At 69.5% G+C, this 14,321-nt stretch carries 13 protein-coding genes; 9 read left to right on the forward strand and 4 right to left on the reverse strand.

Features of this window, described 5'->3' with window-relative positions; all coding sequences use genetic code 11:
• Positions 1-5 precede the first annotated feature (5 nt).
• Both ACTWLT_RS11695 and ACTWLT_RS11700 read right to left on the reverse strand, forming a co-directional pair.
• Positions 6-731, reverse strand: coding sequence for an isocitrate lyase/PEP mutase family protein (locus ACTWLT_RS11695; protein WP_445318373.1), 726 nt, complete (start codon positions 729-731; stop codon positions 6-8).
• Positions 732-788: 57 nt separating this feature from the next.
• Positions 789-1,553 (reverse strand): FadR/GntR family transcriptional regulator, encoded by a 765-nt coding sequence (locus tag ACTWLT_RS11700; protein ID WP_445318374.1) that lies wholly within the window; start codon positions 1,551-1,553, stop codon positions 789-791.
• A gap of 184 nt (positions 1,554-1,737) precedes the next feature.
• On the opposite strand from ACTWLT_RS11700, the gene ACTWLT_RS11705 reads away from it, so the two are divergent.
• The 6 genes from ACTWLT_RS11705 to ACTWLT_RS11730 all read left to right on the forward strand — a co-directional run bounded on the left by ACTWLT_RS11705 (position 1,738) and on the right by ACTWLT_RS11730 (position 7,805).
• Positions 1,738-2,976, forward strand: coding sequence for an ABC transporter substrate-binding protein (locus tag ACTWLT_RS11705; RefSeq protein WP_252417608.1), 1,239 nt, complete (start codon positions 1,738-1,740; stop codon positions 2,974-2,976).
• 72 nt (positions 2,977-3,048) lie between these two features.
• Complete coding sequence (locus ACTWLT_RS11710) at positions 3,049-3,996, forward strand: carbohydrate ABC transporter permease (RefSeq protein WP_445318375.1); 948 nt, start codon at positions 3,049-3,051, stop codon at positions 3,994-3,996.
• Entirely contained in the window at positions 3,993-4,808 is an 816-nt protein-coding gene (locus tag ACTWLT_RS11715) for a carbohydrate ABC transporter permease (RefSeq protein ID WP_445318376.1), read from the forward strand. Before ACTWLT_RS11710 ends, ACTWLT_RS11715 begins: the two co-directional genes overlap by 4 nt.
• 6 nt (positions 4,809-4,814) lie before the next feature.
• Positions 4,815-5,963, forward strand: coding sequence for a galactonate dehydratase (gene dgoD, locus ACTWLT_RS11720; protein WP_445318377.1), 1,149 nt, complete (start codon positions 4,815-4,817; stop codon positions 5,961-5,963).
• Between the two features lie 53 nt (positions 5,964-6,016).
• On the forward strand, positions 6,017-7,246 hold the full coding sequence (gene manD / locus ACTWLT_RS11725) for a D-mannonate dehydratase ManD (protein ID WP_445318378.1): 1,230 nt from the start codon (positions 6,017-6,019) through the stop codon (positions 7,244-7,246).
• Positions 7,236-7,805 (forward strand): gluconokinase, encoded by a 570-nt coding sequence (locus tag ACTWLT_RS11730; RefSeq protein ID WP_445318379.1) that lies wholly within the window; start codon positions 7,236-7,238, stop codon positions 7,803-7,805. Before manD ends, ACTWLT_RS11730 begins: the two co-directional genes overlap by 11 nt.
• 5 nt (positions 7,806-7,810) lie before the next feature.
• On the opposite strand, the gene ACTWLT_RS11735 is transcribed toward ACTWLT_RS11730, so the two are convergent.
• A complete protein-coding gene (locus ACTWLT_RS11735; RefSeq protein WP_074311439.1) occupies positions 7,811-7,933 on the reverse strand; it encodes a ribosomal protein bL36 in 123 nt (40 codons plus the stop codon).
• Between the two features lie 225 nt (positions 7,934-8,158).
• On the opposite strand from ACTWLT_RS11735, the gene ACTWLT_RS11740 reads away from it, so the two are divergent.
• Positions 8,159-9,094 carry an SDR family NAD(P)-dependent oxidoreductase gene (locus ACTWLT_RS11740; RefSeq protein WP_445318380.1) on the forward strand — a complete coding sequence of 312 codons (936 nt, stop codon included), beginning with the start codon at positions 8,159-8,161 and terminating at the stop codon, positions 9,092-9,094.
• A gap of 65 nt (positions 9,095-9,159) precedes the next feature.
• Here the strand turns inward: ACTWLT_RS11740 and ACTWLT_RS11745 are convergent, their stop codons facing one another.
• Complete coding sequence (locus tag ACTWLT_RS11745) at positions 9,160-12,030, reverse strand: glycosyl hydrolase (RefSeq protein ID WP_445318381.1); 2,871 nt, start codon at positions 12,028-12,030, stop codon at positions 9,160-9,162.
• Between the two features lie 287 nt (positions 12,031-12,317).
• Here ACTWLT_RS11745 and ACTWLT_RS11750 point away from each other — a divergent pair, with 287 nt between their 5' ends.
• Both ACTWLT_RS11750 and ACTWLT_RS11755 read left to right on the forward strand, forming a co-directional pair.
• Positions 12,318-12,752, forward strand: a complete 435-nt coding sequence (locus tag ACTWLT_RS11750) for a hypothetical protein (protein ID WP_445318382.1) — start codon at positions 12,318-12,320, stop codon at positions 12,750-12,752.
• A 57-nt stretch (positions 12,753-12,809) separates the two neighbouring features.
• Positions 12,810-14,297: a VMAP-C domain-containing protein gene (locus tag ACTWLT_RS11755; protein ID WP_445318383.1), complete on the forward strand. Its 1,488-nt coding sequence runs from the start codon at positions 12,810-12,812 to the stop codon at positions 14,295-14,297.
• Positions 14,298-14,321: the final 24 nt, after the last annotated feature.

Consider the following 14,321-nt stretch of genomic DNA (forward strand, 5'->3'; position numbering starts at 1 on the left):
CGGACTCAGGGGCGCAGCTTCACCGCGAGGTCGCTGATCGCCTTCGTCGCGTACCGCTGCATCCCCGGGCCGAAGGTGATGCGCGTGGCGCCCAGCCGTGCCAGCCCGGCCACCGACTCCCTGTCCGGTCCGGCAGCCATGTTGACCGGACCCTCGACGCCCTCCCGGAACACCGGGAACACCTCGGCCGGCGCCATGAGCGGGTAGACGCAGTCGGCGCCGGCGGCCACGTACAGGCGGGCGCGTGCCACGGCGTCGGCCGGGTCACCGGTGCCGAACAGGAACGTGTCGACGCGCGCGTTGATGAAGAGAGCGTCGCCCGCCTCGGCCCGCACCTCGGCGAGCCAGTCCGCGTGCCGCTGCGGGTCCTTGAGCGCGGCGTGGCCCTCGGAGTCCTCCAGATTGCAGCCGACGGCACCGGTCTCCAGGAGCCGTGCGACCAACTCTCGGGGAGCGAGGCCGTAGCCGCCCTCGACGTCGGCGGACACCGGAACGGGGACGGCCCGGACGATCCTCGCCACCGCGGCGAACATCTCGTCGGGCGGGGTCGCGCCGTCCTCGTAACCCAGCGAGGCGGCGACTCCGGCGCTCGGGGTGGCGAGCGCCGGGAAGCCGGCGTCGGCGAAGGCCCGGGCGCTGGCCGCGTCCCACGGGCCGGGCAGGACGAGCGGGTCGCCGGCGGGGCGGCCGTGGTGCAGGGCACGGAAGGCGGCGGCGGTCATCGAACTCATCTCCCCAGGGGATGCGGAGGGGTGATGGTATCGGAGAAGGCGCGCGTCCCGGCCCGGTCAGCCCTGACCGGGCTCGCCGGTCTGCTCCCACATCGACTTCATCTCGCCGAACGCCTGCTCCATGATCTGGACCATCGCGGCGCGGGCGCGGTCGCCGTCGCGCCGCTGGATCGCCTGCGCCACGTCGGCGTGCAGCTGGAGGGCCTGCTCGTGCGGGTAGTGCGGCATCAGGTCGTAGTGGTGGCGGCCGGTGAGCACCTCCGCCACCAACTCCTGCAGCTTGACGAACATCTCGTTACCGGAGGCGGCCAGCACCCGCCGGTGGAACTCGATGTCGAGCCGGAGGAAGCGCTCCTCGTCCCCGGCCTTTCCGGCGGCCCACATCTTGGCCGCCAGGCCGACGAGATCGCTCGCCTCGTCGTGGTCGACCCGGTTGGCGGCCAGCCAGGCGGCGTGCGGTTCGACGGCGGTGCGCAACTCGGTGATCGAGCGCATCTGTGCCATCCGCCCGGCTGACGCGAGTCGCCAGCGGATCACCTGCGGGTCGAAGACGTTCCAGTTGTGCGCCGGCCGGATCAGCACCCCGACCCGGCGGCGGGTCTCGATGAACCCCATGGCGGCGAGCACCCGCAGGACCTCGCGGACGACCGAACGCGACACTCCGTACCGGTCGACCAGCTCGTCGATGTTGAGCACCGAGCCGGGCGCCAGGTGGCCGCCACAGATGGCGGTGCCGAGATGGTCGAGAACTTGTGCGTGCAGCCCGGCCTCGGCAGGGGCCTTCTTCTGGACGGCTGCAACCCCCGATGAGGACGGTTCCACACGTTGGAGCATATCAGTTGAAGATCACCTCTTGAATAAATCCGCTTTATCGGCCTAGCATCCGGACGTTAAGCGGATGTAAACGTGAGGTTCCGCCCTACCCCCGGCGGCGACCACGACAGAAGGAGAGATGGGCGTGCGACGTCGATCGATATTGGGAACTTCTCTGGCCGTGGTAGCCGCCATGGGCCTGTCGGCGTGCGGCGGCGACGAGGACAGCGCCGCGTCGACGACCGTACGGGTGACGCTGGCGAACCACGTGTGGACCGAGAACATCAAGCAGGCCCTGCCCGAGTTCGAGAAGCAGACCGGGCTCAAGGTCGAGATCACCCAGCTCGGCGAGGACCAGCTCTCCGACCAGTACAACGTGAAGCTGAACGCGGGCTCCAGCGACCTCGACGTGATGATGTACCGCCCTCTGCAGGAGGGGAAGCTGTTCGCCAAGAACAAGTACCTCGCCGACCTGTCCGACGAGGTGAAGTCCAACAAGGACTGGGACTTCAGCGACTTCCAGGCCGGCCCGGTGGAGGCCACCTCGTACGAGGACAAGGCCGTCGGTGTCCCGATCATCACCGAGCAGGAGGTCCTCTACTACCGCAAGGACCTGCTGTCCAAGGCCGGCCTGACCGCCCCGCCGAAGACCCTCGACGAGCTGAAGACGGCCGCAGCCAAGATCAAGGCTGCCGACCCGAGCATCGCCGGCTTCGTGGCCCGTACCGGCAAGTCGCCGGCGGTCACCCAGTTCTCCAGCTTCCTCTACAGCTTCGGCGGTGACTTCGTCGACAGCAGCGGCAAGGCCACCGTCAACAGCGAGCAGGCCAAGCAGGCGTACGCCTACTACGGCGGGCTCCTCAAGGACCACGGCCCCGCGAACGTCAGCACCGACATGAGCTGGCCCGAGGCGATGGCCATCTTCACCCAGGGCAAGGCGGCCTTCTACACCGAGGCCAACTCGCTCTACAAGAACGCCACCGACCCGGCCAAGTCGAAGGTCTCCGACACCGTCGGCTTCGCGCCCTTCCCGGCCGGCCCCGCCGGATCGAAGCCGTACAACATCCCCTCCTGGGCGCTGGGCATCAACGACAGCTCCGAGAACCAGAGCAACGCCTGGAAGTTCGTCGAGTGGGCGACCAGCAAGGAGCAGACGCTCGCGCAGCAGAAGTCCGGCGTGCCGGGCGCGCGTACCTCGGTCTGGGCCAACCCGGAGGGCACCGCGACGTACCCGAAGGACCTCGTCGAGGCCATCGCGGCCAGCACCAAGGACGGCGTGGGGCACGACCGCCCGCTGGTCAACAAGGTGGCCCAGGCCCGGGAGATCGTCGGCCAGCCGATCGTCGACGCCATCGCCGGCAAGGACCCGGCGGCCGCGGCCGACACCGCCAACGCCGCGTTCCAGAAGTTCCTGGACGACGAGGCCAAGTAGGCCCGACGGCGGGGGTGGCGCGGCCGCGTCGCCGCTCCACCCCCGCCCGGCCCGCCCACCCCGGGAGACCCCATGACAGCAGTGACCACCCCCACCAGACCGTCCCGTGGCACCTCGGAGACGCCGGACACGCCGGCGTGGGCCCGCTGGGCCAACGACCATCGCAAGTGGCTCTTCGCGGCACCGGCCATGGTGTTCGTCGCCGCGCTGATCATCTTCCCGTTGGCGTGGACCGGATATCTCAGCCTCACCGACGCCGAGGGCTCGGTCCGGGCCGAGTCCGAGTTCGTGGGCTTCCAGAACTACGTCGAGGTGCTGTCGGACACCGACCGGTTCTGGCCCGCCGTCGCCCGGACCGCCGCGTTCACCGTCGTGGCACTGCTGTTCGAGGTGGTGCTCGGCATGGCGGTCGCGCTGCTGCTGTGGCGACCGTTCCGGGGTCAGAAGTGGGTCCGGGTCGCCATCCTGATGCCGTTGGTCGCCACCCCGGTCGCGGTCGGCATGATGTGGCGGCTCATCTTCGACCCGAACATCGGCCTGGCGAACCAGGCCCTCGGCTGGATCGGCATCGGACCCCAGCCGTGGCTGGCCGGCCAGCACTCCGCGTTACCCACGACGATCTTCATCGACGTCTGGCAGTGGACCCCGATGGTGGTGCTGATCCTCCTCGCCGGCCTGACCTCACTCTCCGACGAGCCTCAGGAGGCGGCGCGCATCGACGGCGCCAGCGCCTGGCAGCGGTTCCGGCACGTCACCCTGCCGCTGGTGATGCCGACCGTGATCGTCGCGATCCTGCTGCGCGGCATCGACGCGCTGAAGACCTTCGACATCCTCTACGCCACGAAGGGTCGCGGCGGCGGCTCCTTCCACGAGGTCGAGACGCTCAACGTGTACGCCTACGGCCTGAGCTTCGACTACAACGAGTACGGCATCTCATCGACGGTCCTCATCATCTTCTTCCTGATCATCATCGGGTCGATGTGGGCCCTGACGTCCCGCAGGAAGGAGGCGCAGCGATGAGGTCCCGCCCCGCCTACCGGGTGTTCCGCGTCGTGGCGCTCACCATCGTGGTGATCGCGCTGCTCGCACCGCTGCTCTGGATGGTCGCCGCGTCGTTCAAGACGAACGTCGACATCTACGACACGGGCAAGGCTCTCGTCTTCTCGCCCACCCTGGGCAACTACGCCAACGTCCTGGAGCAGGCCAACTACGTCCAGTTCATCGGCAACAGCCTCTGGGTGGCCTTCGCGGCGACCGCGCTCTCCCTCGTCCTCGGCATACCGGCGGCCTACTCGATGAGCCGATTCAACATGAAGAAGTCCGCGCTCGTGGTGCTGATGGCGCGGGTCATCCCCGGCGTCTCCCTGCTGGTGCCCTGGTACTACGTCTTCTCCAACCTGAAGATGGTCGGCGGGTTCACCGTGCTCATCCTCAGCCACATGTTCGTGTCGCTGCCGCTGGTGGTCTACATCATGATGGGCTACTTCGACAGCCTCCCCCTCGAACTCGAGGAGGCGGCGCTCGTGGACGGGCTGACCCACATCGGTGCGTTCCGCAAGATCACGCTGCCGCTGTCGATACCGGGTGTGGCCACCGCCGGGATCCTGTCGTTCATCTTCAGCTGGAACAACTTCATGTTCGCGCTCGTGCTCTCCGGCGCCGACACCAAGACCCTGCCCGTCGCGATCTTCGACTTCGTCGGCTACGCCAGCATCGACTGGGGCGGCCTGATGGCGGCGGCCAGCGTCGTCACCCTGCCGATCATGCTGATCGCCCTGTTCGTGCAGAAGTACGTCGTCTCCGGCCTCACCGCCGGTGCGACGAAGGGCTAGGCCGTCGTGACGACCGTCGCACGCGTCGAGACCTTCCTGGTCGCCCCGCGCTGGCTCTTCGTCCGCGTCGAGACCGAATCCGGGATCGTCGGCTGGGGCGAGGCGACCTGCGAGGGCCGCTCCGAAACCGTCCGGACCGCCGTCGAACAGCTCAGCGAGCTGCTGATCGGCCGGGACGCGCTGCGGATCGAGGACCACTGGCAGACCATGACGAAGGGCTCCTTCTACCGGGGCGGTCCCATCCTGGCCAGCGCCGTGTCCGGCCTGGACCAGGCGCTGTGGGACATCGCCGGCAAGCGGTACGGGGCACCCGTGCACCAACTGCTCGGCGGTCCCGTCCGGGACCGGATCCGCGTCTACGGCTGGGTCGGCGGCGACGAGCCCAACGAGGTCCGCGACCACATCGCCGAGCAGGTGGCGGCCGGGCTGACCGCGGTCAAGATGAACGCTTCCGGGCGGATGAGCCCGATCGCGTCGGTCGCCGAACTGGACGGCGTGGTCCAGCGGGTCGCCGCCGCCCGGGAGGTGCTGGGCGACGAGCGTGACGTCGCCGTCGACTTCCACGGGCGGTTCACCCTGGCCAACGCCCGCCGCGTCGCTCCGCTGCTGGAGCCGTACCGGCCGCTCTTCCTGGAGGAGCCGGTCGTACCGGAGAACTCCCACCTCATCGGCGACTTCGTGCGGTCCACGACCACGCCCGTCTCGACCGGGGAGCGGCTCTACAGCCGGCAGGAGTTCCTGCCCGTCCTCCAGGCCGGCATCGCGGTCGCGCAACCGGACCTGTCGCACGCCGGCGGGATCTCCGAGGTACGCCGGATCGCGGCGCTCGCCGAGGTCTACGACGTGCAGCTCGCCCCGCACTGCCCGCTCGGGCCGCTCGCCCTCGCGGCGTGCCTGCAGATCGGCTTCGCCACGCCCAACTACCTGATCCAGGAACAGAGCATCGGCATCCACTACAACCTGGGCGTCGAGGTGCTGGACTACGTCCTCGACACCACGCCGCTGATCTTCGTCGACGGTCACATCGAGCGGCTCACCGCACCCGGGCTCGGCATCGAGATCGACGAACAGGCGGTGCGGGCGGCGGACAAGCGCGGGCACGCCTGGCGCAGCCCCACCTTCCGGCACCCCGACGGCTCGTACGCGGAGTGGTGACCGGAAGCCACGCCCGACCAACCCGGCCAGCCGGCACCCGAGAAAGGCAGCTCGTGAAGATCGTCGCAGCGGACGTCATCGTCTCCAGCCCTGACCGCAACTTCGTCACCCTGAAGATCACCACGGATGACGGGCTCACCGGCCTGGGCGACGGCACCCTCAACGGGCGGGAGTTGTCGGTCGCCTCGTACCTGCGCGACCACGTCGTCCCGCTGCTGATCGGGCGGGACCCGCACCGCATCGAGGACACCTGGCAGTTCCTGTACCGGTCGGCGTACTGGCGGCGCGGGCCGGTGACCATGGCGGCCATCGCGGCCGTGGACGTCGCACTGTGGGACATCAAGGCCAAGGCCGCCGGCATGCCGCTCTACCAACTGCTCGGTGGCGCGTCGCGGACCGGCATCATGGCCTACGGCCACGCCTCGGGCCGGGACATGCCCGAGCTGTTCGACTCGATCCGCAGCCACCTCGACCTCGGTTTCCGGTCGATCCGGGTCCAGACCTCCGTGCCGGGCATCAACGCCGTCTACGGGGTGGCGGCCCAGCCTAGCGCCGACGGCAAGCGGTACGACTACGAACCGGCGCAGCGCACCCCACTGCCGGCCGAGGAGGACTGGGACACCCGCTCCTACATGCGTCACCTGCCCGGCGTCTTCGAGGCGGTACGCAACGAGTTCGGGCCCGAGCTTCCGCTGCTGCACGACGGCCACCACCGGATGACCCCGATCCAGGCGGCGCGGCTCGGCAAGGATCTCGAACCGTACGACCTGTTCTGGCTGGAGGACTGCACTCCGGCGGAGAACCAGGAGGCGCTGCGGCTGGTACGCCAGCACACCACCACGCCGCTGGCGATCGGCGAGGTCTTCAACACGGTGTGGGACTACCAGACGCTCATCCGGGAGCAGTTGATCGACTATGTGCGGTCCGCCGTCACCCACACGGGGGGCATCACCGCGATGCGACGGCTGCTCGACTTCGCCGCGCAGTACCAGATCAAGTCCGGCATCCACGGCCCGACCGACATCTCACCGGTCGGCATGGCCGCCGCCCTGCACCTCGACCTGGCCATCCACAACTTCGGCATCCAGGAGTACATGCGGCACGGCGTCCTGACCAACGAGGTGTTCCGGCAGTCCTTCACGTTCACCGACGGCTACCTCCATCCGGGCGAGCAGCCGGGGCTGGGCGTCGAGCTCGACGAGGAGGCCGCCGAGCGGTTCCCGTACGTGCCGGCCTACCTCCCGTTCAACCGCCTCAAGGACGGGACCGTCCATGACTGGTGAGCGCCGTGCCGCTCCCCCGTCCACCCGCCGGCACCCGCCCCGGCACGTCGTCGTGATGGGCGTGTCCGGGGCGGGGAAGACAACGGTGGCCAGGGGGATCAGCGACCTGACCAGCCTGACGTTCGCCGAGGCCGACGAGTTCCACTCCGAGGCCAGTGTGGCGAGGATGCGGTCGGGCGTACCCCTCGACGACGACGCCCGCTGGCCCTGGCTCCGCGCCCTCGCCACCTGGATGGCCGACCGGGACGCCGAAGGCGTCTCGACGGTGCTGGCCTGCTCGGCGTTGAAGCGCTCCTACCGGGACGTGCTCCGGCAGGGACCACCGACCGTGGACTTCCTGCACCTGGACGGGACGGCGGAGGTCATCCGGGAGCGGATGTCCCAGCGCGCCGGGCACTACATGCCGGCGAGCCTTCTGGATTCCCAGTTGGCCATCCTGGAACGGTTCGAGCCGGACGAGCCGGGGCTGGTCCTCGACGTCTCGCTGTCCCCGGACGCGCTCGTGTCGGCCGCGGTGGACCGTCTCGGTCTCCTGCGCCGCGATGCGCTCGCCACGTAGCGGTCTCAGCCCTGTCGCGCCTTCTGGCGCCGGTCGCTCTTGTTGATGACGAACGTCCTGCCCCGGCGGCGGACCACGATCGAGTTCATTTTGTTCTTCAACCCACGCAGCGAGTTTCTGACCTTCATTTCGGCCACCCTCTCCTGGTCGTATCCCGATTCGCTCGGGTACCCGAGGGACCACCGCTCATTCCCGAGCGGTCAGGGTGGTCCCAGGAACAGACTGTGGCTACGGCAGGAAGCGTGTGTTGGACGCTTCGCCGGGCCGCCGCGCACGATCGTTGCGGGAGCCGGCCAGTCTCAGACCCGGTTGTCACCGCCGGACGGCAACGACGACATCAAAGGAACCCGACAATGCCATCAGATCGCATCACCACGCCTTTCAACGCCCGATCCACCGCCGAGGACGTCGTGGGCGGTGTCGACCTCACCGGGCGGCGTGCCGTCGTCACCGGTGCCTCATCGGGCATCGGCGTCGAGACGGCCCGGGCGCTCGCGTCCGCGGGTGCCGAGGTCACCCTGGCCGTCAGGGATGTGGAGGCCGGCAAGCGGACCGCGGCGGACATCCAGGGCACCACGGGCCAACTGGTCCGGGTAGCCCCTCTGGACCTCTCCGACCAGAGGTCGGTCGCCGCCCTCGTCGCCGCTTGGGAAGGCCCTCTGCACATCCTGGTCAACAACGCCGGGGTGTCGGCGACCCCGCAGATGCGGACCGCGGAGGGCTGGGAGCTGCAGTTCGCGACCAACCACCTCGGCCACTTCGCGCTCACCACCGGACTGCATCCTGCGCTCGCGGCGGCCGGCAGGGCACGCGTGGTGTCCCTCAGTTCCATCGCACACGTGCAGGCGCCGATCGTCTTCGAGGACATCAACTTCCACGACCGCCCCTACGACCGCCTCCTGGCGTACGGAGAGTCGAAGACGGCCACCGCGCTGTTCGCCGTCGAGGCGAACAGGCGCTGGGCCGGCGACGGCATCACCGTCAACGCGGCCAACCCTGGCGCGGTCACCACCAACCTGGGGCGCCACCTCACCGAAGAGGACTACGCGAACCTTCCGGCGTACGACTTAAAGACCCCGGAGCAGGGGGCCGCCACCTCCGTGCTGCTCGCGGCCTGGCCGCAACTGGAGGGCGTCGGCGGCCGGTACTTCGAGGACTGCAACCAGGCCGGGCGCCACACCCCCGAGACACCGCTGAGCGGAGTCGCCGACCACGCGATCGACCCCGCGGCAGCCGAGCGACTGTGGCAGGTCTCGCTCGACATGCTCGCCGACGCCCAGCGCGCCTGACCGCACCTACGCCGCGACGCCGCCGCCGGCCTCGTCTCGACCGGCGGCGGCGTCGCGGCGGTGGGTCAGGAGTACGGGAGACGCAGCACCGACTGGTTGCCGATGCCCAGGGTGCTCGGGTTGTTGCCGATCGCCGACCAGACCTCGACGCGGACCGTGCCGTTGCTCAGCGCACCCAACGTGCCGGTGGCCGAGGCCAGGCCGGTGTTCTGCGTGTAGTGCTCATAGCCGGGGACCGGGTCGGTGGCGAAGTAGCGCGAGGTCTCCACCCTCTCCCAACTGCCGTTGCCGGTCAGGTCGTAGGAGACCCGCACCTGCACCCCGTTGCCGACTGCCGTACCGGCGTCCAGGAACAGGTCGAACGCGGTCTGTCCGCCGGAGTAGGCGAGGTTCAGGCCGGTCGCCGTGAAGACCTGCGGGTTGGTCGGCGTACCGTCGTGGTTTCCGTTGGCCGCCGCGACCGTGGTCGTGGCCGCGCCGCCGGCGGCGCCCAGCCCTCCCCCGGGCAGCAGGTACCGCGTCGGGGTGCCCGGGTTCGGGGGCGGATCCGTCGGCGGCGGGTCGGTGGGCGGCGGGTCCGTGGGCGGTACACCGCCCGAGGCGTTGCCGCCACTCCAGGTGTACGCACCGGTGGTGGCCGTCCGTCCGGCTGCCACGTTGAGCGTGGTGCCGTTGGAGAAGGTCACCGTGACCGGCGTCGCGGTCGGGTTCGACGCCACGTAGGTGCGGGCCCCGTTGCGTGAGAAGACCGCCGTCAGCGGGTGGTTGGCGGTCACCGTCGTGTCGACGGTGCCCAGCGCCGCGAGGTTGCGGATCCAGTGGAAGGTGTGTGCGCGGCTCTCCCCCTCCTCGGGTGTGTAGCCGGGGTTCGCGCGGAGGTTCGCCAACGCCGCGGGGGCGTCGCCGAGGGCCTGGAACTGCCAGAGGATGTCCTGCCACACCGTCGGCGGCCCGCCGTTGTTGCGGACCAGTTCGGCGTAGTTGGTCCGCACGTACGCCGGGTTGTTGCCCAGGTAGAGGTGGCCACCGGTGATCGGCAGCAGGTTGATGCCCTGGATCATCTCCGGCTCGCCGCTGAACCAGGTGGCGTACGCGCCGCCGTCACCCCAGACCATGCCGACCGTCGAGTGCCCGAAGGCGGCGGGGAAGTTCTGGTCGCTGGAGTCGAACCAGTACTCCTGGATGGCCGCGGCCTGGGTGGTGTAGAGGAAGATGCCGGCATCCCGGACGGCGGTGTCGCCGGTCACCTGACCCCACTGGATCAGGGCGTTGGCGAAGTTCATCCCCTCCGACGAGGACTCCTGGTTGTTGCCGGACCCGAACGAGCCGTGCCCGGACGCCCAGTCGTGCCCGGCGTAGATGTCGAAGTCGCGCAGGTAGGGGAACTGGGTGTCGTCGCGACGGTAGTTGTTGGCGTCCCGGATCAGCAGGTCCACCATGCCGCCGTAGCGGCTCTTGGCGGCCCAGGCCGGGTCGAACTTGGCCAGCGTCGCGGCGGCCGCGATGTAGTAGCCGTAGTGGAAGTGGTGGTCGTTGAGTTCCTGGTCGGAGCCGTACGACGCCGGGTAGCCGATCAGCGTGCCCCAGTTGGCGTTGTAGTAGAAGACCTTCGAGGTCTTGCCGCTGGACGCGGTGAACCAGTCGGTGAGCGTGGCGCGGATCGCGTTCAGCGCGCTGTCCCGCGTCGCGGTGTCGTTGACCAGGTCGGCCACCTCGGCGAGTCGGGCCGCCCGGCCGAGTCCCTTGCCCGTCCAGTACGTGTCTGCGCCGCGCTGGTCCATCGGGTTCGCCCGGGCGGCGGCCAGGTGGCCGTTGAGCGTCGCCAGATCGGCGCCGCTGCCGTCGCCGACGGCCGGCAGTTCCGGCAGGACGCCCTGGAACTTCATGGAGGTGCGGAACTGGTTGACGCCGGTGAGCGCCTTCATCCGGCCACGCGCCGACGGGTACGTCGGGGTGATCGGGGTGGAGCCGGTCAGCGACTTCCACTGGTGCGGGTAGAGGCTCACCACGGTCTGCGTGGCGGTCCCCTCGCGGGCGGTCGTGGTGAACGCGTACGTGGTGGTCAGGCCGCTGGTCGCGGGGTCGTAGGCGTACGAGACCCGGGTGCCGGTGACGTGGGCGTGCGCGTACCGGCCGTAGGTCGCGGCCAGCTCGGCGCGCTCCGTCGTGGTCGCGGTCGGCGGCAGGAGGGCGACGGAGAAGTAGCCCCGACCGGCCAGGGTGGAGGAGATGCGGCCGGCGCCGGCCGTCCAGCTGGCGCCGCCGGGCGCGTACGCGACGTAGTCGTGGCCGTTCACCCGGAAGCCGATGGTGGCGCCGCTGTTGGACCAGACGTCGGCGGTGCCGCTCGTGTTGATCACCGCGTCGCCGCCGGTGGTCTGGAAGTACGCGAAGGGCAGGCCGTGACCGATGGTGGCGCGCATCGTCCGCGCCCCGTCGCTCCAGTGCGGGCTGACCGTCCAGTCGGTCCAGCCGTCGACCTTGACCTGTGGCGCGGCGAGCCCGGCCACACCGACCCGGATGTCCTGGACGTACGGGTAGTGGTACTCCCCGACGCCGGTCGAGGTGCCGCTGATGGCGGGGGTGGAGTTGGCGGAGAAGCCGAGGCCGTCACCGAAGGTGTCGTACGAGATCGGATGGGCGTGCAGGGGCTCGCTGAAGGAGCAGTCGGTGCGCTTCCACAGCAGTGAGGACCACCAGTCGTTGGTGGGTATCGCACCGGCCGGCGCGTTGGCGGTGGCGAACTGCCGGGGGTTGCTCGACATCTGGCCACAGCCGCTGGGAAGCGCACCGACGGGGGTGGTGGTGTAGCTGCCGGCGCCGACGGGGGCGGCCTCCGCCGGGCGGGTGACGGCGATCGTCAGGCCGCTGACGGCCACGGCCAGGGCGGTGGTGGCGGCCAGTGCCCATCGACGGTGTGGGACGGGAGGTTTCATGGTGCCTCCATCGCGCGCCAGAACGCCGGCTGACCGGCCCCGACGCGTTTCGTCGTAATTGAGGAGAAGGTTAGGTGAGAGAGCGCTCTCTCGATCGGCACGGTAATCGAGCACCGAGACCTTCGTCAATGTTTCCAGGGGGTTCCACACTGATGTCGCGATTCGAACAACCGCCCAGCGGAGAGGCGGCCGCCAGGCGAGGCCCACTGTGGACGCCACGGCGATCTGTCAAGTTGGCGACACTTCGGGGATGCCATGGCCGCCGCCGCCACCAATACCATAGGCGCATGTCACCAAAGGTCTCGATTGTCGCCACGGACAGCCACCGCGAGCCCGGCCCCCGACCCGGCGCCGACGTGACCTTCCTGCCGCTCGCCGACGACGACGGCGTTCCGATCTACGACGAGTCCATCCCGGACCTGATTCAGCATCTGCGGACCGCGGGGCTGGCGGCCGACACCTGGCATCCCGCCGCCGAATGCGACTTCGTCTCGTCCCGAGGGCTGGTGACCGACGCCCTGGTCCAGATCGGCGTGGGAATCGGATCGTCCGCCGGCTGGTACGCCCTACAGTCGCTGCTCCGTCGTCGTGGCGGACAGGTCAGGGTGGTCGCGGTCTTCGACGACGGCACCCAGCGGCGGCGTGCCGAGGTGACCGGAGAAGCGGCCGACGTCGTGGAGGCGCTGGAGAAGCTCGACCCCTTCAGCTCGGAGCCGTCCTGATGACGCCGCCCACAGCGTCACCTCGGAGTCGCGCCGGCGAGCGATCAGTTGGGGCTCGTGCGTGAGGCCCCGCGGCGTCATCCGCCGTCCATAGCGGAGGAACGTCGCCGACTCGTCGGGCAGATCGCCACCGTCATGGAGGCGTCGGCTGTGGTCCGCGACCCCAACAGCCGACAGTTGCTGCTTCAGGAGCTGGGGCATGCGCTGGGCGGGGCGCTGGGTTACCGGGAGCTGGTCGTGCTGCGACCCCAGATCGTCGATCTGGTGACGGTGTGCGTGGACCGGCCAGGTGGCCTGCGCTGCCTCGCCGAATGCCTGGAGCTGCTCGAGCCGGGCAGCACACAGACAATCGCGCTCCTGCTCCTGGCCGACGAGTGGCAGGCGGTGGAACTTCTCGCCGACTACGACATCTCCTGGCTGCGCAGCCTGTTGTCCACCCTTGAGGCGACCGCGGAGCTGCGACGGTTCGTCACCGAGGCCCGCGCGACCCCCGCACCGCCGTGGTGCGAGACCGCCTGGCATCTCTTCGCCCACCTCGCGTCGGCGAACTCACACGGCGCGGTGCCACCCTGGCTTTCACTGCTCGACAGGATCGCGCCGGCCGTACCGCAGGCGTCGCTGTCCCGGATGAACCATCTCACCGCGCAGCTCGCCAAGGACTGGGGAATGACCGATCAGGTCGTGGCTTCCGCGCCGAGCCCTCCGTCCCCCACCGGCACCGCCTACCTGGTGATCCAGTTCGAGAAGTACGGCGGCGACGACGACACCTACATCATGTCGCACTGGTATCAGTGGGCGTCCCCGGTGTGGCAACCGATCCGCGGCGAGGACCGACACGTCCCGTACGGGGAGCTCGAGGCGGCCGTCGACCAGGTCGTCAACGAGACCGAGCGCCGCTGGGCGAAGCTCGCCGGGGCGGTGACGATCGAGTTCGTCCTGCCCTGGCAGCTGATCAACGAACCGGTCGACACCTGGCGCAAGGAACTCGACTCACCGATGCCGAGTCCCCTGACCACGGAGTATCCCCTGGTGATCAGGAGCCTCGAGCGCCTCCGCGCCAGTCAGTGGCACCGGGTCTGGCGGAGTCGTTGGCGAGGTCTGGCCGACCGCGTCGGCGAGCGGAAGCTGGTCCACTGCGCGGCGCAGCAGCATGCCGACGTTCAGCTCGAGGCGATTCTCAAACGCGAGACCGCGGTCGTGGCGCTGGTGCTCAGCGAGACCCCGACCTCCGACAGCGTCGGCGAGCGGCAATTGCTCGTCGGGTTGCGGTCCGGCGTCCCGGCGATCGTGTGGCACCGTGGATCTTCATCCACAGTGGATCTATGTAAGACTGTTTCGTCGATGCTTGGCGACCACGCGTCGGGCTCCGAGGTGACCGAACTTCCGAACCGTGCCGCGCAATTGCGGCAGCAGGCGTGGAGTGAGGACCCCAAGGGGCTCGACCAGCACATCGGGCACGGCTTCGTGCTCTTGTTCGACGATCCGGACCGGCAGCCAGTGGGGGCGGTCCACGCCGACGGCGACAGGCGAAAGGTCCCTGCATGAGCGGCAACGGCCACGCGACGACGG

The organism is Micromonospora yongxingensis (assembly GCF_052601155.1).